This window comes from Pragia fontium, assembly GCF_900638655.1.
GTDB lineage: Bacteria > Pseudomonadota > Gammaproteobacteria > Enterobacterales > Enterobacteriaceae > Pragia > Pragia fontium.
Genome location: NZ_LR134531.1, coordinates 1,506,619 through 1,528,429, shown reverse-complemented (window position 1 = coordinate 1,528,429; position 21,811 = coordinate 1,506,619). Strand labels below are relative to the sequence as shown.

The following is a 21,811-nucleotide window of genomic DNA, read 5'->3' as shown; positions in this document are numbered from 1 at the left end:
TAGTCAAGCTATAGAAATGTAATTTATCCCCAGAAAAAAGTTGACATTTTATATTTCGACTTATTCTATAGGTGAATAATACTAAACGGAAATGCGTTGGTTTTAGGCCTCTTGATTTTAATTAACTGCATGATAATAAATGATTTTTAATCATCGTCGAGAATGCAGGCAAAATCCGAACAAGCCGCATGATACCTAGGCCAAAACCGCTTTTCTAACGTTAATGCACAAGGTTATCCACAGGAATAGTGGATAAGTAAAAAATTCCTACTAATACTGCTACATTGCGTAAGGCGGGTAACTTCAATTCGTGTCGAAATTCTGCTTTAAGAAATTTTTTTTACACTGGTTTACTAGAGATTTATGCTTAAAAAAGTCTGAAAAAAATCTTTATGACATTCTAACAACGCTACATTACACAGGCTTTATCCCATCAATAGAATAAATACGCTTATCCGCCTGATTTCCAATAACATGTATAACTTACCCGTCAATAAGCCTTTACTTACCACACAAGAAATACAGTAAGCCGCGTTATTCGTTTGCATAGAATATTCCAGCAATATTACAGATATGTTACTAATCATGCTTATCCGCTCAGGCTGACAATTAAACTTTGATAATCGGGGGGTTTTATGCTCGAATTAATGCCGATATTCTTCTTCCACTCATAAAAAACAGATGACATACAGGTTATGAAATATCAAATTATTGCACTTGATCTAGACGGAACCTTGCTTAACTCACAGAAACAGATCTTGCCAGAGTCGCTCGAAGCGCTCACTCAGGCGCGTAAGCAAGGCGTGAAGGTGATCATTGTGACCGGTCGTCACCATGTGGCCATTCACCCTTTTTATCAGGCCTTGCAACTTGATACCCCTGCCATCTGCTGTAATGGCACCTATAGCTACGATTATCAAAAACAGCAGGTCCTCTCGGGAACACCGCTAACCAAGACACAGGCAATACGCGTAGCACAACTGTTACGTGATTACCCTATTCAGAGCCTGATGTATATTGATAATGCCATGACCTTTGAACAGCGTGATGACAATATTACCCGCTGGTATGCCTGGTCAGAGCGTCTGCCCGAGAACCAACGGCCAAACATACTGCATGTCGATACGTTTGAAACAGCCATTAACAATGCAGAGAACGTGTGGAAGTTTGCCACGTCCAGCGAAGATACCGATGCCTTAAACCACTTCAGCGCACTGATAGAAGATGAACTGGGGCTTTCCTGTGAGCGATCCTGGCATAACCAGATCGATCTTGCTCAACAGGGTAACAGCAAAGGTAACCGGCTACGTGAATGGGTTGAATCTCAGGGTATCAGTATGGATAAGGTTATCGCCTTTGGTGATAACCTCAACGATGTGAGTATGCTCACGCAGGTAGGATTAGGCGTCGCGATGGGGAATAGTAACCAAGATGTCAAAGTCCACGCCGATATGGTTATTGGCGAGAATGAAACACCTGCAATTGCCAATACTATTCGGCAATATGTGCTGTAGCTGAACCAAACTGGTTATTCAGGTTCCCCTGAATAACCGGCTGTTTTACCAGGCTTCACGACTCATCGATACACTCTTAATTTGAGCGTACAGCCGCTGCCCTACGACAATATTCAACTCATCTCGAGCCCATGGCGTGATCCGAGCCCAGAGGTAGTGCTGACCAACGGATAACTTGACGTCTACCTTATCTTCCGATGTATACACGTCTACGACCTCAGCGGCCAGAATATTACGAATGCTGCTTTGTTGCGGCAGCGCTAATACCAAAGATACATCCGCAGCGTTAATACGCACGCGTAGTTTTTCCCCGGCTCGAGCATCAACCTTACTGACCCATAAGCAATCATCCCCTAACGCCAAACCAGTCATTGGATAGTTATCATGCTGTTTAAGTAGCGTTAGATTAAGAATGCTGCTGCGCTCTTCCTGATGTAACCATGGGCTCATCGCTTCACTAGCCCAAACGGTTTCCAGTTCTCCAGAGGCCCTGACTTTCCCCGCATCCAGAATGATAACCTGTTTAGCCAAGCGTAAAATCTCTTCCAGACTGTGAGTCACGTACAGAATAGGAATATTCACATCGTGCGCCAAACGCTCCAAATAAGGGATCAATTCCCGTTTGCGCGGTACATCCAGCGAGGCCAGAGGCTCATCCATCAGTAGTAGCTCTGGTGCAGTCAGCAAAGCTCTGCCTATTGCTACCCGCTGTTTTTCACCACCGGATAAGGTCATCGGAAAGCGCTTAAGTAAATGACCAATACCCAACAGCTCAACAATGGTATCGAATTGAGCAGCCATACTGGGCTTCATTCCATACTGTAGATTGCCTTTGGTACTGTAATGGGGAAACAGACGGGCTTCTTGAAACACATAGCCAATATGTCGCTTTTCAGGGGGTAAAAAATAACCTTTGGCGCAATCAACCAAAACTCGCTGGTTTAAGATGATTTCCCCGCTGTCAGGATGCGTTAATCCACTAACGGCATTAATCAGCGAAGTTTTACCCGCTCCGGATAAACCAAAAACGGCGGTAATACCGTTGCCGGGCACCTGAACGGACACATCCAGCCCTAAGTCACCCAAACGCTGTTTAAAGTTCAAGGTTAGCATTAGCCTTTCAACCTCCGTTGGCTCCAACGCGATAGCCATTCCGACATCAGTAGCGATAGCAGCGACAATAAAATAGCAATAATGCACAGTCTGGCGGCATCCCCTTCCGCGCCGGGGGTTTCAATCAGCGTATACATGGCTAATGGAATGGTGCGAGTTTCACCGGGAATGTTGGACACGAAGGTAATAGTGGCACCAAACTCCCCCAGTGAACGAGCAAAAGCCAGCACCACGCCAGCCAGCAGCCCGGGAAACGATAACGGTAACGTCACGGTAAACAGTACCCGCCAGAAACCCGCCCCTAAGGTTCGGGCAGCCTGCTCCAGTTTGGTATCGACCGCCTCTAATGCCAAGCGAATCGCTCTCACCATCAGCGGAAAAGCAATAATTGCCGAGGCCAGTGCCGCCCCTCGCCAACTAAAGGTAAAACTAAAACCAAACCAGTTATACAACCATTCACCAATAATTCCCTTACGCCCCATCCCAATCAGCAGCAAATAGCCGATAACCACCGGCGGCAATACCAGCGGTAGATGAATGACGCTATCAACCAGCGCTTTACCGGGAAAGTTGCAGCGTGCCAGAATCCATGCAACAAAAATCCCTATTGGCAGGCTAAAGGCCACTGCCACTCCGGCTACTTTCAGGCTGAGTAGCAGGGCTTCTAATTCATATTGAGATAACATCATTGATGACGTGGGCTAAAACCATAACGCTCAAATACCGCAGACGCTTCAGGCGTTGCCAGATATTTGAAGAATGCCTCAACCACCGGCGTTGAATGATCTTTCACGGTGGCCATTGGATACTCTACCGGTAAGTGGCTCTCTTCCGGGAAGATACCCACTACTTTCACCTTCTTGCTGGCCACCGCATCGGAACCATATACAATGCCCAACGGCGCTTCCTCTCGTTCAACCAATGCCAATGCAGCACGAACGTTATTCGCACGAGCCATTTTTGGTGCCAACTGATCCCATGTGCCTAAATAGGTCAGAGCCTGCTTGGTGTAAATACCTGCCGGTACATGATCGGGATCGCCAACCGCCAAACGACTGTCTTTTAACAGCGATGACCAGTCAGTCACTTTATTCACATTAACATGCTTAAGCGGGCTATTCAGCGGGGCAACCAGCACCAGATCATTGCCTAATAGCGTAACGCGGGTTTTATCATCCATCAGTTTTTTGTCTATCACATAGTCCATCCACTGCTGATCAGCAGAAATAAACAGATCTGCCGGAGCGCCCTGCTCAATCTGACGAGCCAGAGTTGAAGATGAAGCAAAAGAAGATTTGATTTCTACGCCGGTTTTTTTCTGATATTCCGTAGCAATCTCACCCAATGCATTGGTTAACGAAGCCGCTGCAAATACGGTAACTTTCTCAGCCGCGGCCGCCGTTTGAAACAGGCTGGCGGCTAATAACGCCACAACGGCGGTAAACTGCAATTTTGTCTTCATCTATCTAGCCTCATTATTATTCTATTGTCAGGACGATCAATACACCTATCGATATATAGAGAATAATATAACGCTTTGTTATTGGCTTGTCACCGCTTCAAATTGGCTTTATGCCAGAATAAGCCGAGGGAGGTATCCTGAGGCAAAAAAATACCGGCCCTGATAAACAGGGCCGGTATTTAAAATCATTAGCTGATAAAAATCAGTTTTTATGTTCAGTTTGACGGTGATCGTTACGACCGAATCTGGAAATCATATTAAAGACTTCACCCAATCCGTAAATAGCTCCCAGAATCAGTGCCATTACCACGGGAACCATGCAGGCCGCAAAAAGCAAACTTTTTAATAGTGAAAACAACTCAGACATAAGTTCCTCAATTCAGTACAAAGCGCTTCAGCACTTCCTGTTGTTCAATATCTGACGGATAGATAAATATTAGCACAGAGTCTAACAGCAATCTGCCGCTAAATTTCAGCTAAATGTGCGGCGTGCCCGTTTGGCAGAATGTCTAAAATGAGTGACAATGTATCACGCCTTGATTAAACGGACCTATTCGCCATGAATGCTGAAATTCTGCTTACCCTAAAACTACAGGGAAATCTGTTTGCCGATCCGCGTCGTATCGCACTATTAAAACAGATAGCCCATACGGGTTCAATCAGTCAAGGCGCCAAACTCGCGGGTATCAGCTACAAAAGCGCTTGGGATGCCGTTAATGAAATGAATCAGCTAACCGAGCATCTATTAGTTGAGCGAGCTACCGGCGGTAAAGGCGGCGGCGGTGCACATTTGACCACTTACGGTCAGCGTCTGATTCAGCTTTACGATCTATTGGAAAAAATACAGCAAAAAGCCTTCGACGTTCTACAAGATGACACCATGCCGCTTGATAGCCTGTTGGGGGCTATTGCTCGCTTTTCACTACAAACCAGCGCCCGTAATCAGTTTTTCGGCACCATCGATACTCAACATAAAACGACGCTGCCTGAGTGCATTACGCTATTGATGGCTGATGGTAAAACGCGAATTAACGCTTCCCTCACCCAACAAAGTATTGAGCGGCTGCAACTAACGGATGGCAAAGAGATATTGGCGCTGATCAAAGCACCGCTGATTGACCTGCATACCAAACCGGTCGTTGAAAGCGATAACTGCCTGTCAGGTGTGGTCATTTCAGTCACGCGCAGTGAACATCGCAGTGAGATTCTGCTTAAACTGGACGATGGAGAAACCCTGTGTTCCACCATCAGTAATCAGCAAGCCGACCGTATATCTCCGGTAGCTGGACAGCAACTTTGGGCGACCTTTAGCGCTGAAAGTGTGATTATCGCTACGCTTTGCTAAATCCATAACGTACCGTTATCTGCCCCCACAGATAACGGTAAATAGATTTATACCACCTCAGAAATCTGTTTCATCTCTTCAATCAGCCGCAGTGTAGTTGAAGTCACCTGTAGTTCATCGTAAACCACATATAAATCTGCGGGGATACGCTCGTCCAAAGGACGGAATACCACACCGGGCCAGTTCATCTGCGCATAGCTATCCGCCATGAAGGTAATCCCCAGCCCCATACTGATCAGCGCCAATACGGTTTGTGGTTCAATCGCTTCCCGAACAATATGGGGCGAAAAACCGGCTCGAAAACATACCTTTTGTAAAAAAGACCAGTCAGAATGTACCGCGGGTAAAGCGACAAACGGTTCGTTTCTCAACTCATGTAATGGAATGGATGAATATCGAGTTAAACGATGTTCAGTGGGTAACGCGACTAAAAAAGAGGCCTGCTGCAAACGCAGACTGTTTAAACCAAGGGGCGGTGTATCCGCCATGCGCCAAATACCAGCATCAATCTCATGTCGCTCCAGCAATGTCATTTGCACACCGGGAGATTTCTCGCGGAAGATAATATCTACGGTAGGATTATCCTTGATAAAACGATACAGCGCTGGCCTTAATGATCCCCACAGCGCAGTACCCACAATGCCCAGTTCAATTCTACCCCGCTCGCCACGACCAATTTGCTCCACCCGAGCCAATGCCTGATTCGCGGTAGACAACAGATTACGAGTTTCTTCCATCAATACCTTCCCGGCATGGGTCAAGGCTACGCTGCGGGAGTGACGTAAAAACAGCACGGTACCCAGTTGAGATTCCAGCTCCTTAATATGAATGCTCAGCGGTGGTTGTGACATATTCAACCGAGCTGCCGCCTTACCAAAGTGGAGTTCTTCCGCAACGGCCAGAAAATAACGTAATAATTTCAGGTCAGTGCGATATACCCGCTCAGTCTGATTCACAAAGACTCCTGTTTAGGCAATGCCTATCTTTTTATTATAAAAAGTCGTTGGTCAGAACTTCACTCGGTAAGCAAGATTGCAGGTTTAATCAATAAGCCGCCGTTGAAACCGTAGATCGCTGACCATCCAATGTTGCCAGCAGGCTAGTTAACAAACTGGAGGCACCGAAGCGGAAATGCGCCGGCGTAATCCATGCCTCCCCCAGTAAATCAGCGGCGATAGAGAGATAAACCCGAGCTTCTTCGGCAGAACGCACCCCACCAGCCGCTTTAAAGCCACAGCGACCGCCTTTTTCAGCAATAACGCTCAGCATAATTTGCGCGGCCTGCGGCGTTGCATTCACTGTCACTTTACCAGTAGAGGTTTTAATAAAATCCGCTCCGGCATCAATGGCAATCTCCGAAGCCTGACGAATCAATTCAGGGGTTTTCAGCTCACCACTTTCAATAATGACTTTCAGCAGTTTATCGCCGCAAACCGCCTTACATGCAACCACCAAATCGTAACCGATCTGCCCATTGCCGGTCTGTAATGCACGCCACGGAAATACCACATCGACTTCATCGGCACCCGCCGCAATCGCGGCTCTGGTTTCTTGCTCGGCAAGTTCAATATTATCTGCCCCATGAGGGAAGTTAGTTACCGTGGCAATCTTAACCGCCGATATCCCCTGCTGTGCCAAAGCCTGTCGGGCGTCAGCAATAAACGCCGGGTAAACGCAAACTGCCGCCGGATGACCATAAGCCGTGTTAGCGTTGTGACAAAGTTGATTAATCACCGTGCGGGTATCGTTAGCGTTTAACGACGTCAAATCCATCAAATTCAAAGCCTGTTGTGCCGTTGCTTTCAAGTTGTGCATGCTGTCTTTTCCTTTCATTATTACTGTATGAACCATTTAATCGTCAGATAACCGAAGTACATAAAAACTATCGTCAATACCCCAGATAACACATTAGGGGCAGGAATCGGCAATCTGAGAAAAGTACACAGCGCACCGACGGCAAAACCAACCCCGGAAGACATAAAGATTTCTTTCATTCATTACTCCATTAAAATACGGTAATCAACGCAGCAATATCTGTTGCTACGTCATGCTTTCTTAAAGATTGCGTTATTGAGGAGCCTGAATGGGCCCCTCAGTTCAACTATTGAGCAACACTGGCTTTTGCTAACTTCTCTGGCCGATGCTGATATTGAAAAGTGAAATGGAATATCACCGCCAGAATCAGAGCATAAGCAGCAAAAACCAACCAGATGGTGTGCCAATCCTTGATGCCATCCACTGAAAAATAGTCAACAACTCGACCACTCAGAATCGCACCGACATAGGCGCCAACGCCGTTAACCATGGTCATAAACAGCCCTTGTGCACTGGCGCGAATATCAGAACTGACCTCCTGCTCAACAAAAACCGAACCAGAGATATTGAAGAAGTCAAAGGCGCAGCCATAAACAATCATCGATAGCATTAACAGCACAAAACCACTGGCGGAGGGATCACCATAAGCGAATAGTCCGAAACGTAGCGTCCATGCCACCATGCTTAATAACATCACGGTTTTAATGCCAAAACGTTTCAGGAAAAACGGAATAGCTAAGATAAACAGCACTTCCGCCATCTGTGAAACGGACAGCAGAATAGACGGATACTGCACCACAAAACTGTCTTTAAACTCAGGATTTAAAGCAAAGTCATGCAAGAATGGGCTACCAAAAGTATTGGTGATTTGCAGAACCGCTCCTAATAACATGGCGAAGAGAAAGAACACCGCCATTCTGGGCTTTTTAAACAGGACAAAGGCATCTAAACCCAGCGAACTGACCCAACCCTGATTGCGCTTTTTCCCGGCAGTGGGTATAGCCGGTAAGGTTAATGAGTACAGGGCCAGCAGCAGAGAAGCACCAGAAGCGATATAGAGCTGTATATTACTCAGCTCAAGGCGCATCAGGCTGATGGCCCACATCGCCACGATAAAACCAAGCGTGCCAAATACTCGAATCGGGGGAAAGTTCACTACCGTATCCAACCCCTCTTTTTCCAGACAGCTATAAGAGATGGTATTAGACAAAGCGATAGTCGGCATAAATGCCATCGCATTCACCAGCATCACCCAAAACATCAGGTTAGGGTCGTTAACCGTTGCCGAATAGAACAGCGCGCCAGCACAGAGGAAGTGGCACAAGGTATAAACCCGGTTCGCAGACATCCATTTATCGGCAATAATACCAACCAGACTCGGCATCAGCACCGCAGCCAGCCCTTTGGTGCTATAGACCATGCCGACGGATGAGCCGTTAAAATGAAGCGTATTCATCATGTAAGAACCCAGCGTGACCAGCCAGCTTCCCCAGATGAAATACTGTAAAAACGACATGATTTTTAATCGACTTTTAATGCCCATGCTGTTTTCCCTTCGCGTTATTTATCCATACTGCGTTCGAATTAACAGATAACCCCATCAATGCTGACATCGCTGTCTCCTCAACGTTGTTTTCTGTCTCAAGCCAACTGGCGTAAGAAACCACAAATCAGCGTAATGAAGTTGGCACTGGATAATTTAGCTGCCGCGAGGGTCTGTTCATGGGAGAGCTTCACGTTCCCCAGACCTTCTGCCAGGTTAGTAATTGCCGACACCGCGACCACTTTCAACCCACAGTGACGGGCGGAAATCACTTCAGGCACCACCGACATGCCGACCACGTCTCCTCCGATCATCTGCATCATGCGGATCTCAGCGGCGGTTTCAAAATTCGGCCCGGGATAAGAAACAAATACCCCTTCGGAAAGCGGGAATCCGGACGCTTTAGCCACCTGTTGTAACTGTGCCCGGTAATCCGCATCATAGGCATTAGCCAGCGTGAAGAAGCGTTCACCAAAGCGGTCATCATTTGGCCCCACCATCGGTGTGCCCGGCATGGTGTTGATGTGGTCATACAGAGCAACCAGACTGCCCGGTTCTACTTCCGGACGCAGTGAACCCGCTGCATTGGTTGAAAACAGCAGTTCGCAGCCCAAGAGCTTAAAGGTGCGGATGGCATCCGTTAGCACCGACATACCTCGCCCTTCGTAGAAGTGACCTCGCCCTTTCATACAGGCAACTGGCACTCCCGCCAGCGTTCCTAATACCAGTTCGCCGGCATGGCCGTGTACCGTGCTGACCGGAAATCCCGGCAACTTCTGGTAGGAAATAGCAACGGCATCTTCTATTTGTTCCGCTAAAGCCCCCAAGCCCGAACCTAAAATAAAGGCAACGCGGGGAGTAAAGTCAGGTTTGTATGCACGAATAATATCGGCCGCGTAAAATGGATTCTGAGATAATTCTATTTTTGACATAATGCATCCCTTATTAAAAATGTTAATCAACATATTGAGCCATTCTTTTTTAATCCTTTTTATTTATACCGATATATAAAAGAGCTTTACCAATATTGTTTAGCCACAGGATCGATATGAATTTAATATCGATTAAATTTACCTATCGAAGTGGAATTCCTGTTATATATAAAAGATGTGTTCAATTGACTGACGTTTAATTATTGGGAAATAAGATGCGCGCAATTATTTTAATTATGGATTCTTTTGGTCTCGGAGCCACTCCCGACGCCGATCGTTTTGGCGATGTCGGTTCAAATACCTTGGGGCATATTGCTGAATATTGTGCGACCAAACGCACTAAATCCGATGCTCACAGCACATTACACCTGCCTAATCTGGAACGTCTGGGGTTAGGGCTAGCGGGACAAATGGCTAGTGGTAGCCTGCCGGCGGGTTTTTCAGCCAACCCTTCGCTGATAGGTTCTTATGGTGCAGCCAAAGAGGCGTCTTCCGGTAAAGATACGCCGTCTGGTCACTGGGAGCTGGCTGGGGTGCCAGTACGCTTTGACTGGGGATATTTCAGTCAACCCATTAATTCGTTTCCTCAATCTCTGCTGGATAATCTAGTCAAGCGAGCCAATTTGCCCGGCTATCTGGGAAACTGCCATTCATCCGGCACCGTTATTCTGGAACAGTATGGCGAGGAACATATGAGAACCGGCAAACCCATCTTTTACACCTCTGCCGATTCAGTGTTTCAAATTGCCTGTCATGAGCAAACCTTCGGTCTGGAGAAACTGTATCAGCTGTGTGAAATCGCGCGTGAAGAGGTTGATGCCTATAATATCTGTCGGGTCATCGCCCGTCCCTTTGTCGGTGATGCCACCAGCGGCTTTAATCGAACTGGTAATCGTCAGGATTTGGCAGTACCACCACCGGCGGATACCGTATTGAAAAAGCTGGCTGATGCTGGCGGTAACGTTATCGCCATCGGTAAAATTTCCGATATCTATGCCGGCGTTGGCATTACGCAAAAAATAAAGGCTAATGGGCTGGATAACTTATGGGACGCCACGTTAAAAGCGACATCTGAAGATAACGATTTCAGCATTATTATGACCAACTTTGTTGATTTCGACCAAAACTACGGCCATCGCCGTGACATTGCTGGCTACGCCGCCGCACTGGAACTGTTCGATCGCCGACTGCCGGAACTGTATTCACGACTGCGCGACGATGATGTCGTGATTATTACCGCCGATCACGGTTGTGATCCCAGTTGGCCCGGTACCGATCATACTCGAGAACATATTCCGGTACTGGTCTATGGCAAACAAATCCCGGCTGAAAATCTGGGCGTCAGAGAAACCTTTATTGATATTGGCCAAAGCCTGGCGAGTTGGTTTAATTTACCGTCGTTTAGTGAAGGAAAAAGTTTTTTAACCAAGGTTAAGTCATGAGTGTTGAGTCAGGTGTTGTTGTGAGAAAAACATGCCTTATTGGTAATGTTTGTTAATTAAGCTTAATAACAGCGAAAGTTTCGTCCACTATCAGTACAGAGAATAAATCAACATCAGTATACGTGGCCGAGCAGAGGGCGTTATGGCGAACGCCCCTGCACCCCGCGCCTTCGCCCCCGAATTCAGGTCGCTTCGCGACTCCCCTCCGCCTTCATTCGGGTTAACGCACCGGCGCTGATTTGCTCCCGGCAAAGCAGCGCCTCGCCCAGCTTCCATGCTGGCCGTGCTCCCTCTCTCAGTTGTCGGCTGAATTCCAGCGCTCAATAGAAAAAACCAAAGAATAAACGCCTCACATTTTCTTAATTGACCAACACTATGCTCTATCAACCATTTACGCCTACAATAACCGCTAAGGCCTAAATCAACTTTTCGGATTAAACTTCAAATAAATTTATTATTTCGCGACAGCTCTCTTTTCATTCCTTAAGATTATCTATTCCAAAAAATAATAAGCATTTATTTATGCGTTACATCACAAAATATAAATAACGAATTGTTGTTATTACCCTTTAAATGGCCATTAAAAAACACCAGAAGATTAATATTAAATTTATATCGATAATTAAAAATAGAGTATTGGTATTACCTCCACTCACTATCTAATAATAAAGCGCCATTCTTTATCGGCATCCCATAACAATAATATTTCACTTTATCAGAGAATTTTTCTCTGAATAGACTTCTGACATAAAGGATATAACATCAATGAAAAAACATCTTTCCGCTCTGATTGTGATGACCTCTCTCACCGTTCCCCCTACCGCTCAAGCTGAATATTTATGGAGTTTTGCCGATATCGGGCTGCATTATCTTGACTGGACTTCACACACCACCCATCGAACGTCGAAACAATCCCATAAAGATGACTTTGCCTATCTGGAACTAGAAGGTGGTGCTGGTTTTAGCTGGGGTGAACTATACGGTTTCTTCGATTGGGAAAACCCATTCAATAACCGACACGATAAGCCCGGCAGCGAACAGCGATATACCTTTAAAAATACTAACCGCATCTATTTATGGGACAGCGGTTTTAACTTATATACCCATCTCTATGGGACTTACGGTTCACCCAATGGACGCAATTTTCATGATGTGATGGGACTATACGGTATCGGCTATAACTTCAAACTCGATAACTTCTGGTATAAACCGTTTATTGCCAAGCGCTACACCGATCAAACCTATTACAGTGGCAATAATGGTTATGTCTTTGGCTGGGTTGCCGGATATGACTTTACGCTATGGGGAGAGAAATTCGCACTAACCAACTGGTCCGAATATGAATTTGATCGGGCTGATAAGTACGCTAAAGGCAATGGTGGGCGCGATGGTATTAATGGTGCTCAAGCTCTCTGGTGGAAACCCAATAGCAAAATCACTACCGGTATCCAATATCGCTATGCGGATAATAAGCTCGGTGAAAGCTTCTTACAGGACGGAATTATCTATTCAGTAAAATATAATTTTTAGTCATCATCATGCCCTGATAAATATGCCGCTTACAGCCCAAGTCATTGGGCTGTCGATTTTCGCCACGGCTCATCCTATTCAATACATATTCAGCATAACTTTTTAAAACCCGCACATTATGTTGCTGTCTTTTAATATTTATTTTGTCATGCTAAACCGCAAACACTATAAAAAATAAATAATAATTTACCAATATGGCAAGTGAAGGGGTTAGGATATGAAACAGTTAACTATTTCAGAGGGTTGCTTTCGCCTGAGCGATACTAAAACTCTCTCTCTGCCGGACTTATGCCTGAATGAAGGAGAAAGTTGGGCATTCGTCGGTGCCAACGGTAGTGGTAAGTCAGCCCTTGCCCGCGCACTCTCAGATGAATTAATCCTGTTAAGCGGTAAACGTGAAAACCATTTTCAGCATATTGTCAGGCTCTCTTTCGAACAATTACAAAAACTCATAGAGGAAGAGTGGCTGCGTAATAATACCGACCTGCATAGTGAAGGGGAAAATGATACCGGCCGAACAACCGCTGAAATTATCCAGATGAACCATCACGATGAAGCAAAATGTCTGCGTTTGGCTAACATGTTCGGTATATCTCATTTATTAAGCCGTCGTTTTAAATACCTGTCCACCGGTGAAACGCGTAAAACGCTGCTGTGTCAGGCCTTACTCTCCTCACCTGATTTACTGATTTTGGATGAACCTTTTGACGGTCTTGATATCGCTTCACGAGAACAACTGGCGATTCTGTTGGCCGAGTTGTCAAATAAAGGGTTAACGCTGGTATTGGTATTAAATCGCTTTGATGAAATACCGGATTTTATTAGCCACACCGGCATTCTGGCAGACTGCCATCTCTCCCGCACCGGTTTACGCCAAGAGATTATGTCTGAAGTGTTGATCGCTCAACTGGCTCAAACCGAACGCATATCAGGCATGTCATTACCTCCACCTGAATTCACAATTGATACGCCGCTGCCGGCAGATTTGCCCCTGATCACCTTAAACCATTGCTATATCTCGTATAACGATCGTCCAATCATTGATGGGCTCAACTGGCAAGTAAAGCCCAACGAGCACTGGCAAATTATCGGGCCTAACGGCGCAGGTAAATCCACCCTATTAAGTTTAATTACCGGTGACCATCCTCAAGGTTATAGCAATGACCTGACGCTGTTTGGCCGTCGTCGTGGCAGCGGAGAGACAATCTGGGATATCAAAAAACACATCGGTTACGTCAGCAGCAGTCTGCATCAGGATTACCGAGTAAGCGTCAGCGTGCGTAATGTGATTCTCTCTGGTTATTTAGATTCTATTGGTATTTATCAGGCAACATCCGATACCCAAGATAGCCTGACCCAACAGTGGCTGGATTTATTAGGTCTGGCCGATCTCGCTAATACGCCATTTCAGGCTTTATCCTGGGGACAACAGCGTTTAACCCTGATCGCCCGAGCGCTGGTTAAACATCCGGCCTTGCTTATTCTTGATGAACCCCTTCAGGGGCTGGACCCATTAAACCGTCAATTGGTCAAACGTTGGATAGACGTGCTGATCAAGGAAGGAAAAAGCCAGCTATTGTTTGTTTCTCATCATGCGGAAGATGCACCAGAATGTATCACTCACCGCCTGAGCTTTATTCCGATGGCAAGCAGCTATGCTTATGGTATTGAACAGCTGTCATCCTGAGACGGAATGACAAGGGAATATGGATAAATAAATAGGGGCCATTGTATGTCCAGCGCACTCATTATTATTGATTTAATCGAAGACATTGTTGGTGAACACGGAAAATCTAACGGCAGCTATCAACAGGTTCAGCTGCGTCAAATCGTCTCTCGAACCAATCAGGCCGTTGCTTATGCTCGCATCAAACATATTCCTGTCATTTGGGTAAAAGTGGGATTTGCCGATGATTATCACGACATTCCCCCTTATTCACCGCTGTTTAATACGGCAAAACAAAATGGAGCTCTACGCTTGAGCGATGCTGGATGTCACTGGGTAAAAGGATTGGATGTTCAGCCCGAAGATGAAGTGGTGGTGAAAAAAGCGGTGTCTGCTTTTGCCGGTAATCATCTGTCTGATTGGTTAACCGGTCGGGGTTACCAACATCTGCTGTTGGCAGGCGTCAGCTCCATCATGGCGATTCAGAGCACCGCTCGTCAGGCTCATGATTTAGGTTTTCGAGTTACTATTCTGGAGGATCTTTGTGCCGCAGCAACGTTAGAACTTCATCAGCAAAGCATGAATGCCCTTATCCCCCTTGCTCAGGTTATCACCAGTGAATCCTGGCAAGCCTGAACCATCAAACCAAACATCTAAAGCGTGTTTTTAAACTCGTCAATTATTGGATACTGTTAGCTATAGTGCTAGACTCCACCATGAACTGGTTAGGGAAGACCACGCTTTGTGCATAAAATAGGTTGATACCAGCCGTTCAAAATAAATATAAATTACACATTGGCTATGTTTAAGGATTAACACTTCATGTTTCCAATCAATACTATATACATCATTTTTGGTGTTACTGCGGCAATCATTGCGCTCGCGTTGTTCATTGTATTTCGTAAACACGACAAACTGAAAAAAGGCGTACCCGCACTCGCCCTGTTTGCTATTGCTGGCGTCTATTTCTTCTTTGTGAACCATGTTTATATTGTGACTGATGATAATCAGGTTACGGAATATGCTCTGATTAAAACCAGCGATTTTGATCTGGTTAACGGCACCACTGTGCGTTTAGTGCCAGAGACTAAAATGGATAAATCTTGGTTAATCAATAATGGGACTCGCCCATTAAAATTTGAAACCGTTATCTATGGTAATGCCAACGAAAATCCATACGAATTTGAGCTAGGCGGTTATAAGTCTATAGGGTTGGATAACGCGATTGATTATCTGTTTGTTACCCCACCAAACAGCATCAAAATTAAGAGCAAATCTGCCACTAAAGGTTGGTTACACCGTTAATCATCCAAACATGCCCTGCAATTATCAGTGCGGGGCATGCTATAAGTATTTCCTTTTTATTATCAATTCCCCTATTCTCTCGCTTTAGAAAGCCCCTCAGATGTAAACGTTTTCATAATTCGATCGCTATCAGCTTTTGAATTAATGGGCTGTGTTAACCTATCTAAAATATATCTTAAGGAAGAAGCATCAATGAACGTACTTATCACAGGCGGTACCGGTTACATTGGCAGTCATACCTGTGTACAGTTAATTGAAGCCGGACATACTCCCGTTATTATTGATAATCTATGCAACAGCAAGGCGAGTGTATTAAAGCGAATTGAACAGATCACCGGACACCAACCGGTATTTTATTCGGGAGATGTTCGCGATGCTGCCTTGCTGGATAAGATTTTTAATCAACACAAAATAGATGCAGTGATCCATTTTGCAGCGCTTAAAGCCGTTGGTGAATCCGTCAATAAGCCCCTGGAATATTATGATAATAATATCCATGGTTCTCTGGTTCTGGTGGAGGCCATGCGTCGTGCGGGCGTTAAAAACTTTATTTTTAGCTCCTCCGCCACCGTGTACGGCGAACAACCGATTACACCTTATGCTGAAACTATGCCAACTGGTCGCCCTTCCAGCCCCTATGGCAATAGTAAGCTGATGATTGAACAGTGCTTACAGGATCTACAAAAAGCGGAGCCGGAATGGAGTATCTCCCTGCTACGCTACTTCAATCCGGTTGGCGCGCATCCTTCTGGCTTAATGGGTGAAGATCCTCAGGGAATTCCGAATAATCTCATGCCGTTTATCGCTCAGGTCGCCGTAGGTCGTCGCGATCATCTGTCCATCTTTGGCAATGACTACCCGACACCTGACGGTACCTGCGTGCGTGACTATATTCACGTTGTCGATGTAGCCGATGGCCATATTGCTGCCCTGAATAAATTAACCCACCATGCCGGTATCCATATCTACAATCTCGGTGCGGGTTTTGGCTATAGCGTACTGGACGTGGTTAATTCTTTTAGTAAAGCCTGTGGTAAACCGGTTACTTACCAATTTGCACCAAGACGTGATGGTGATTTAGCCAGTTACTGGGCCGATCCAAATAAAGCCGCCAATGAATTAAACTGGCGAGTAAAACTGAACCTGGATGATATGTGTGCCGATACTTGGCGCTGGCAACAGGCAAATCCGCAAGGGTATCCCGATGAATCATCCAACCACTGAAGATTTCAACCCCATCGATCATCCCCATCGCCGGCTTAATCCACTGTCCGGCGAATGGATTTTAGTTTCCCCTCATCGGGCTAAACGCCCGTGGTTGGGCCAGCAGGAATCCATCGCGCAGGATAAACGCCCAGCGCACGATCCCGACTGTTTTCTCTGCGCGGGCAATACCCGCATAACCGGTGATATCAATCCAGACTACCAAGGCTGCTATGTATTCACCAATGACTTCGCCGCTCTGATGCCCGATACCCCCAATGCAGAAATATCGACCGATCCATTAATGCGTTGTCAGAGTGCTCGTGGTACCAGCCGGGTTGTTTGCTTCTCTCCTGACCACGGCAAAACATTACCAGAGCTTCCCCTTGCTGCTCTGGAACAGATTATCACTACCTGGCAGCAACAAATGCGAGAGCTGGGAGAGCACTATCCTTGGGTTCAGATATTTGAAAACAAAGGTGCAGTCATGGGGTGCTCCAATCCTCATCCCCACGGTCAAATTTGGGCTAACAGCTTTCTCCCTAATGAAGCTGAGCAAGAAGACCAACGACAAAAAGCCTATTTTGACCAATATCATTCACCAATGTTAGTGGATTATGTGCAGCGCGAACTGGCTGATGGTCAGCGTACCGTCGTTGAAACAAAGCACTGGCTGGCTGTTGTTCCTTACTGGGCATCGTGGCCGTTTGAAACGCTACTGTTACCCAAAACCCCTATTCGCCAATTAACCGAACTGAATATTGAACAACGGGCCGATCTGGCACTCGCGCTAAAAAAGCTGACCAGCCGCTATGACAACCTGTTTCAATGCGCCTTTCCTTACTCTATGGGCTGGCACGGTGCGCCGTTTAATCAACGGGAGAATGCACACTGGCAGCTACATGCTCACTTCTATCCTCCCCTGTTGCGTTCTGCCACCGTCCGTAAATTTATGGTTGGTTATGAGATGTTAGCGGAAGCCCAACGCGATCTTACTGCTGAACAGGCCGCCGAGCGCCTGCGCGCGGTGAGTGACATCCACTACAGCCAATCAGAAAGCATCACGGAATAAGATTGATCGGCAATTGAGTTAAGTGACTCCCTATTTTATGGCGACTCCAATAATGGTTATCGCCTAATCCACTCTGCTTACGGCTCGCTGGATTATCCCCGCTATCGCCCCGATACCCCATCCCTTTTACCTATCAACAAACTGATACTAAAGAGATTTTGTTATTTTTCTGACAATGGCGCTGACCTTCACATTTTCACCTATTATTAAGTATTAGTCTTATCTTTGAATTCTTAATAATGAGAGTATAATAAGAATCGTTATCATTAAATCATTCCTGCTGTAAGGAGAAAACAATGGCTATAACAAAATTAGTTCTCGTTAGACACGGTGAAAGTGAATGGAATAAAGAAAACCGTTTTACCGGTTGGACTGACGTTGAACTTTCCGATAAAGGCAGAGCTGAAGCTGCGCAGGCCGGGGAGTTGTTAAAAGCCGAAGGTTTTGTCTTTGACTTTGCCTATACCTCCGTTTTAAAACGCGCTATTCATACCCTTTGGAATATTCTGGATACCATGGATTGTCAGTGGTTACCGGTAGAAAAATCATGGAAACTGAATGAGCGCCACTATGGTGCCTTGCAGGGCTTGAACAAAGCTGAAACAGCAAAAAAATATGGTGATGAGCAGGTTAAACTCTGGCGACGCGGTTTTGCTATTACGCCCCCAGAACTAACAAAAGAAGATGAACGCTATCCTGGACATGATCGCCGCTATGCCAATCTGAAACCATCAGAACTACCGGTAACCGAAAGCCTGGCAACCACCATCGAGCGGGTTATCCCTTACTGGAGCGATATCATCAAACCGCGTATTGCCAGCGGCGAGCGAGTCATTATTGCCGCACACGGTAACTCGATTCGGGCACTGGTCAAATATCTGGACAATATGGATGAAGATGAGGTTCTTGAACTCAATATTCCTACCGGCGTACCGTTAGTTTACGAATTTGATGAAAATATGAATCCGATAAAACACTACTACTTAGGTAATGCGGATGAAATTGCGGCCAAAGCGGCGGCGGTAGCCAATCAGGGTAAAGCAAAGTAATTTCTCAACTACCCACAAATCAAAAATAAAACGGGCCAATAATGGCCCGTTCTTAATAACACGAAACCATCATCAACTAACCACGACGCGCCCGCACAGCGTACGCCAAGTTTTGCAGCAGCAGTTCAGTATCATCCCAACCAATACAAGCATCGGTAACGCTTTGACCGTAAATTAACGGATCGCCACTTTCCAGATTTTGAGCCCCTTCAACCAAGTGGCTTTCCACCATTACACCGGTAATCGCTGTATCGCCGCCAGAAATCTGCTGACAGACATCATCACAAACTTCCATCTGTTTCTTATACTGCTTGCTGCTATTAGCGTGGCTGAAATCAATCATCACGTTAAGCGGTAGCTTAGCCTTATTCAGACCCTCTTTTACGGCCTGAACATGCTCAGCGCTGTAATTTGGTTCTTTCCCACCGCGTAAAATAATATGACAGTCGTGGTTACCACGAGTATTCACTATCGCAGAATGTCCATATTTGGTTACGGACAAAAAGCAGTGCGGTGCTCCAGCAGCGTTGATCGCATCAATCGCAACCTTAATGGTACCGTCAGTACCATTTTTAAAGCCAACCGGACATGATAAACCTGAAGCCAGCTCACGATGAACCTGAGACTCGGTAGTTCGAGCGCCAATAGCCCCCCAGCTCATCAAGTCAGCCAGATACTGTGGCGTAATCATATCCAGAAACTCACCGGCGGTTGGTAAACCACTGTCGTTAATATCCAGCAGCAGTTTACGAGCAATACGTAAACCATCATTAATTTGATAACTGTGGTTTAAGTGAGGATCGTTAATCAGCCCTTTCCAGCCTACGGTGGTGCGCGGCTTTTCAAAATAAACTCGCATCACGATTTCCAGATCTTTATCCAGACGCTTACGTATATCACTCAGGCGACGAGCATATTCCAGAGCCGCTTCAGTATCATGAATGGAACATGGTCCAATCACCACTAACAAACGGTCATCTTCACCTGCAAGAATATTGTGAATAGATTCACGAGAACTGGCCACGGTGACCGCCGCCTTTTCTGTCGCAGGAAATTTTTCCAGCAGTGCGACCGGAGGTAATAGCTCATTAATCTCTTTTATTCTTATATCATCATTTTGGTAATTCATTTTATCCGTCCGGTGTCTTGCCCAATATATAAGCCTACAGCCTACAACAATCCCCTACCATCAAACAACCGGGTAACCAAACATTGTTAATTACAGTGCTTTACGTGGTAAATACCGCCCATATTAAGCATATGTTCAAGAAACTCCGGAACACGCGGACAAATGTACTAACAATAGAGGATTATATAATCATTAATAATCCAATTTAGCACAGGAGGAGAAAGAACGGTCTGCAAAAAGCGGCCGTGATTGCCTTAGCCATTCGGCTTACCTAATGCTCGTTGTAGCGATTTATTATAATATGATGAACGGGATGCGATACCCCATGCTCCCTGATTCCGTTATAGAGAAAGGTTGCCATCGATCACATGACCGATATATCAACCTTCCAGCTATCAGGACAAAACAGTCAATAAACCTAGAGCGAGACGTTTTCTGACTCGTTAATCTACAGGAGAAAATCATGTCAATTAAACGTTATGGTGTTAGCGGTAGTACCGGAACCGGTGGACAGCACCTTCCCTTCGCTAAAGCAGTAGAGGCTGGCGGTTGGCTTTATGTTTCAGGACAAACACCAATGAAAGAGGGTGAAATTGTCGAAGGCGGTATTATTGAACAATCGCGACTCGCCATTCAAAACTGTCTGGATATTATGACCAATGCCGGATATCAGCTGAAAGACGTTGTGCACGTCAAAGTGATATTAACCGATGCTCGTTATTTTCAGTCATTTAATAAAGTCTTCAGTGAATTCTTCGCCGAACACCCACCGGCACGAATTTGTGCTGTTGCGGACTTAGTTGTTGATTGCAAAGTCGAGGTAGATATTACCTGCTATAACGCTGAACGCGTTTAATTAAACATTAGTCTCCTGACATTGTTAAAAGCAGAGACTTCGCTTTTAGGTCAAACATTGTCATTAAGCTAAAACCTAGATTCCGGCTTTCGCCGGAATGACAGGGTGAATGGAATGAAAAATACTTAACTGATCAGCATCGCCCTTAATAACGGTATCTATACGTCAAATGACAGGAGTGATTGCCCTCCGGGCCGTTGCCGCTGGCAACGTTGTCTCTCTGCGTTCGACTCGAACCTTGGGTTCTTCATCCCCACGATTTTCAGACATAAAAAAAGCGCCTTAGGCGCTTATTCAGAATGGTGGGTCGTGCAGGATGACTCGGCTTTTGGCCTCGCCCTTCGGGCCGTTGCCGCTGGCAACGTTGTCTCTCAGCGTTCGACTCGAACCTTGGGTTCTTCATCCCCACGATTTTCAGACATAAAAAAAGCGCCTTAGGCGCTTATTCAGAATAGTGGGTCGTGCAGGATGACTCGGCCTTTGGCCTCGCCCTTCGGGCCGTTGCCGCTGGCAACGTTGTCTCTCTGCGTTCGACTCGAACCTTGGGTTCTTCATCCCCACGATTTGCAGACATAAAAAAAAGCGCCTTAGGCGCTTGTTCAGAATGGTGGGTCGTGCAGGATGACTCGGCCTTTGGCCTCGCCCTTCGGGCCGTTGCCGCTGGCAACGTTGTCTCTCTTCGTTCGACTCGAACCGTGGGTTCTTCATCCCCACGATTTTCAGACATAAAAAAAGCGCCTTAGGCGCTTGTTCAGAATGGTGGGTCGTGCAGGATTCGAACCTGCGACCAATTGATTAAAAGTCAACTGCTCTACCGACTGAGCTAACGACCCAT

General features: G+C 46.0%; 21 protein-coding genes, 1 tRNA gene and 3 other RNA genes. 11 read left to right on the top strand and 14 right to left on the bottom strand.

Annotated features, from left to right (window positions below; genetic code table 11):
- Positions 1 to 695 precede the first annotated feature (695 nt).
- A complete protein-coding gene (locus EL341_RS06720; RefSeq protein WP_047780690.1) occupies positions 696 to 1,514 on the top strand; it encodes a pyridoxal phosphatase in 819 nt (272 codons plus the stop codon).
- 45 nt (positions 1,515 to 1,559) lie between these two features.
- Here the strand turns inward: EL341_RS06720 and modC are convergent, their stop codons facing one another.
- From modC to EL341_RS06700, 4 genes are all read right to left on the bottom strand, one after another.
- Positions 1,560 to 2,627 (bottom strand): molybdenum ABC transporter ATP-binding protein ModC, encoded by a 1,068-nt coding sequence (gene modC, locus EL341_RS06715; protein ID WP_126468250.1) that lies wholly within the window; start codon positions 2,625 to 2,627, stop codon positions 1,560 to 1,562.
- On the bottom strand, positions 2,627 to 3,316 hold the full coding sequence (gene modB / locus EL341_RS06710; RefSeq protein WP_071845449.1) for a molybdate ABC transporter permease subunit: 690 nt from the start codon (positions 3,314 to 3,316) through the stop codon (positions 2,627 to 2,629). Before modB ends, modC begins: the two co-directional genes overlap by 1 nt.
- The gene (gene modA, locus EL341_RS06705; RefSeq protein ID WP_074821046.1) at positions 3,313 to 4,089 is read right to left on the bottom strand and encodes a molybdate ABC transporter substrate-binding protein; all 777 of its coding nucleotides are present in this window, start codon (positions 4,087 to 4,089) and stop codon (positions 3,313 to 3,315) included. The genes modB and modA overlap by 4 nt, the downstream gene beginning before the upstream one ends.
- A gap of 202 nt (positions 4,090 to 4,291) precedes the next feature.
- Positions 4,292 to 4,447, bottom strand: a complete 156-nt coding sequence (locus EL341_RS06700) for an AcrZ family multidrug efflux pump-associated protein (protein ID WP_126468249.1) — start codon at positions 4,445 to 4,447, stop codon at positions 4,292 to 4,294.
- A 201-nt stretch (positions 4,448 to 4,648) separates the two neighbouring features.
- Here EL341_RS06700 and modE point away from each other — a divergent pair, with 201 nt between their 5' ends.
- Positions 4,649 to 5,434, top strand: coding sequence for a molybdenum-dependent transcriptional regulator (gene modE, locus EL341_RS06695; protein ID WP_047780687.1), 786 nt, complete (start codon positions 4,649 to 4,651; stop codon positions 5,432 to 5,434).
- Positions 5,435 to 5,481: 47 nt separating this feature from the next.
- Here modE and EL341_RS06690 read toward each other — a convergent pair whose 3' ends face one another.
- From EL341_RS06690 to xapA, 5 genes are all read right to left on the bottom strand, one after another.
- The gene (locus EL341_RS06690) at positions 5,482 to 6,390 is read right to left on the bottom strand and encodes a LysR family transcriptional regulator (RefSeq protein WP_126467403.1); all 909 of its coding nucleotides are present in this window, start codon (positions 6,388 to 6,390) and stop codon (positions 5,482 to 5,484) included.
- Positions 6,391 to 6,478: 88 nt separating this feature from the next.
- Positions 6,479 to 7,249: a deoxyribose-phosphate aldolase gene (deoC, locus tag EL341_RS06685; RefSeq protein ID WP_126467401.1), complete on the bottom strand. Its 771-nt coding sequence runs from the start codon at positions 7,247 to 7,249 to the stop codon at positions 6,479 to 6,481.
- A 20-nt stretch (positions 7,250 to 7,269) separates the two neighbouring features.
- Positions 7,270 to 7,428: a XapX domain-containing protein gene (locus tag EL341_RS06680; protein WP_126467399.1), complete on the bottom strand. Its 159-nt coding sequence runs from the start codon at positions 7,426 to 7,428 to the stop codon at positions 7,270 to 7,272.
- Positions 7,429 to 7,535: 107 nt separating this feature from the next.
- The gene (locus tag EL341_RS06675) at positions 7,536 to 8,792 is read right to left on the bottom strand and encodes a nucleoside permease (RefSeq protein WP_126467397.1); all 1,257 of its coding nucleotides are present in this window, start codon (positions 8,790 to 8,792) and stop codon (positions 7,536 to 7,538) included.
- 98 nt (positions 8,793 to 8,890) lie between these two features.
- Positions 8,891 to 9,724 (bottom strand): xanthosine phosphorylase, encoded by an 834-nt coding sequence (gene xapA / locus EL341_RS06670; protein ID WP_047780682.1) that lies wholly within the window; start codon positions 9,722 to 9,724, stop codon positions 8,891 to 8,893.
- A gap of 215 nt (positions 9,725 to 9,939) precedes the next feature.
- Here xapA and EL341_RS06665 point away from each other — a divergent pair, with 215 nt between their 5' ends.
- From EL341_RS06665 to gpmA, 8 genes are all read left to right on the top strand, one after another.
- A complete protein-coding gene (locus tag EL341_RS06665) occupies positions 9,940 to 11,166 on the top strand; it encodes a phosphopentomutase (RefSeq protein ID WP_074821032.1) in 1,227 nt (408 codons plus the stop codon).
- Between the two features lie 765 nt (positions 11,167 to 11,931).
- Positions 11,932 to 12,696, top strand: a complete 765-nt coding sequence (locus EL341_RS06660; RefSeq protein WP_126467395.1) for a nucleoside-specific channel-forming Tsx family protein — start codon at positions 11,932 to 11,934, stop codon at positions 12,694 to 12,696.
- 217 nt (positions 12,697 to 12,913) lie between these two features.
- Positions 12,914 to 14,383 (top strand): molybdate ABC transporter ATP-binding protein ModF, encoded by a 1,470-nt coding sequence (gene modF / locus EL341_RS06655; protein ID WP_126467393.1) that lies wholly within the window; start codon positions 12,914 to 12,916, stop codon positions 14,381 to 14,383.
- 45 nt (positions 14,384 to 14,428) lie between these two features.
- Entirely contained in the window at positions 14,429 to 14,998 is a 570-nt protein-coding gene (locus EL341_RS06650) for a cysteine hydrolase family protein (protein ID WP_047780677.1), read from the top strand.
- 186 nt (positions 14,999 to 15,184) lie between these two features.
- A complete protein-coding gene (locus EL341_RS06645; protein ID WP_047780676.1) occupies positions 15,185 to 15,667 on the top strand; it encodes a hypothetical protein in 483 nt (160 codons plus the stop codon).
- 192 nt (positions 15,668 to 15,859) lie between these two features.
- Positions 15,860 to 16,891, top strand: coding sequence for a UDP-glucose 4-epimerase GalE (gene galE / locus EL341_RS06640; protein WP_074821020.1), 1,032 nt, complete (start codon positions 15,860 to 15,862; stop codon positions 16,889 to 16,891).
- On the top strand, positions 16,872 to 17,942 hold the full coding sequence (galT, locus tag EL341_RS06635) for a galactose-1-phosphate uridylyltransferase (RefSeq protein ID WP_126467391.1): 1,071 nt from the start codon (positions 16,872 to 16,874) through the stop codon (positions 17,940 to 17,942). Before galE ends, galT begins: the two co-directional genes overlap by 20 nt.
- 296 nt (positions 17,943 to 18,238) lie before the next feature.
- Positions 18,239 to 18,991: a 2,3-diphosphoglycerate-dependent phosphoglycerate mutase gene (gene gpmA, locus EL341_RS06630; RefSeq protein WP_047780673.1), complete on the top strand. Its 753-nt coding sequence runs from the start codon at positions 18,239 to 18,241 to the stop codon at positions 18,989 to 18,991.
- A 76-nt stretch (positions 18,992 to 19,067) separates the two neighbouring features.
- Here the strand turns inward: gpmA and aroG are convergent, their stop codons facing one another.
- A complete protein-coding gene (gene aroG, locus EL341_RS06625) occupies positions 19,068 to 20,120 on the bottom strand; it encodes a 3-deoxy-7-phosphoheptulonate synthase AroG (RefSeq protein WP_047780672.1) in 1,053 nt (350 codons plus the stop codon).
- Positions 20,121 to 20,583: 463 nt separating this feature from the next.
- Here aroG and EL341_RS06620 point away from each other — a divergent pair, with 463 nt between their 5' ends.
- A complete protein-coding gene (locus EL341_RS06620; RefSeq protein ID WP_047780671.1) occupies positions 20,584 to 20,976 on the top strand; it encodes a RidA family protein in 393 nt (130 codons plus the stop codon).
- 300 nt (positions 20,977 to 21,276) lie between these two features.
- On the opposite strand, the gene EL341_RS06610 is transcribed toward EL341_RS06620, so the two are convergent.
- From EL341_RS06610 to EL341_RS06595, 4 genes are all read right to left on the bottom strand, one after another.
- A non-coding RNA gene (locus EL341_RS06610) (RtT sRNA) lies at positions 21,277 to 21,399 on the bottom strand.
- A gap of 29 nt (positions 21,400 to 21,428) precedes the next feature.
- Positions 21,429 to 21,551: non-coding RNA, RtT sRNA (locus EL341_RS06605), on the bottom strand.
- Between the two features lie 30 nt (positions 21,552 to 21,581).
- A non-coding RNA gene (locus EL341_RS06600) (RtT sRNA) lies at positions 21,582 to 21,704 on the bottom strand.
- Between the two features lie 29 nt (positions 21,705 to 21,733).
- Positions 21,734 to 21,809 (bottom strand) — tRNA-Lys (locus EL341_RS06595).
- Positions 21,810 to 21,811 lie beyond the last annotated feature (2 nt).

What these genes read in the sequence shown, in the direction of transcription:
- EL341_RS06720 (WP_047780690.1), top strand. Translation starts at nt 696, where the DNA reads ATGAAATATCAAATTATTGCACTTGATCTAGACGGAACCTTGCTTAAC.
- modC (WP_126468250.1), bottom strand. Translation starts at nt 2,627, where the DNA reads ATGCTAACCTTGAACTTTAAACAGCGTTTGGGTGACTTAGGGCTGGAT.
- modB (WP_071845449.1), bottom strand. Translation starts at nt 3,316, where the DNA reads ATGATGTTATCTCAATATGAATTAGAAGCCCTGCTACTCAGCCTGAAA.
- modA (WP_074821046.1), bottom strand. Translation starts at nt 4,089, where the DNA reads ATGAAGACAAAATTGCAGTTTACCGCCGTTGTGGCGTTATTAGCCGCC.
- modE (WP_047780687.1), top strand. Translation starts at nt 4,649, where the DNA reads ATGAATGCTGAAATTCTGCTTACCCTAAAACTACAGGGAAATCTGTTT.
- deoC (WP_126467401.1), bottom strand. Translation starts at nt 7,249, where the DNA reads ATGCACAACTTGAAAGCAACGGCACAACAGGCTTTGAATTTGATGGAT.
- EL341_RS06680 (WP_126467399.1), bottom strand. Translation starts at nt 7,428, where the DNA reads ATGAAAGAAATCTTTATGTCTTCCGGGGTTGGTTTTGCCGTCGGTGCG.
- EL341_RS06675 (WP_126467397.1), bottom strand. Translation starts at nt 8,792, where the DNA reads ATGGGCATTAAAAGTCGATTAAAAATCATGTCGTTTTTACAGTATTTC.
- xapA (WP_047780682.1), bottom strand. Translation starts at nt 9,724, where the DNA reads ATGTCAAAAATAGAATTATCTCAGAATCCATTTTACGCGGCCGATATT.
- EL341_RS06665 (WP_074821032.1), top strand. Translation starts at nt 9,940, where the DNA reads ATGCGCGCAATTATTTTAATTATGGATTCTTTTGGTCTCGGAGCCACT.
- EL341_RS06660 (WP_126467395.1), top strand. Translation starts at nt 11,932, where the DNA reads ATGAAAAAACATCTTTCCGCTCTGATTGTGATGACCTCTCTCACCGTT.
- modF (WP_126467393.1), top strand. Translation starts at nt 12,914, where the DNA reads ATGAAACAGTTAACTATTTCAGAGGGTTGCTTTCGCCTGAGCGATACT.
- EL341_RS06650 (WP_047780677.1), top strand. Translation starts at nt 14,429, where the DNA reads ATGTCCAGCGCACTCATTATTATTGATTTAATCGAAGACATTGTTGGT.
- EL341_RS06645 (WP_047780676.1), top strand. Translation starts at nt 15,185, where the DNA reads ATGTTTCCAATCAATACTATATACATCATTTTTGGTGTTACTGCGGCA.
- galE (WP_074821020.1), top strand. Translation starts at nt 15,860, where the DNA reads ATGAACGTACTTATCACAGGCGGTACCGGTTACATTGGCAGTCATACC.
- galT (WP_126467391.1), top strand. Translation starts at nt 16,872, where the DNA reads ATGAATCATCCAACCACTGAAGATTTCAACCCCATCGATCATCCCCAT.
- gpmA (WP_047780673.1), top strand. Translation starts at nt 18,239, where the DNA reads ATGGCTATAACAAAATTAGTTCTCGTTAGACACGGTGAAAGTGAATGG.
- aroG (WP_047780672.1), bottom strand. Translation starts at nt 20,120, where the DNA reads ATGAATTACCAAAATGATGATATAAGAATAAAAGAGATTAATGAGCTA.
- EL341_RS06620 (WP_047780671.1), top strand. Translation starts at nt 20,584, where the DNA reads ATGTCAATTAAACGTTATGGTGTTAGCGGTAGTACCGGAACCGGTGGA.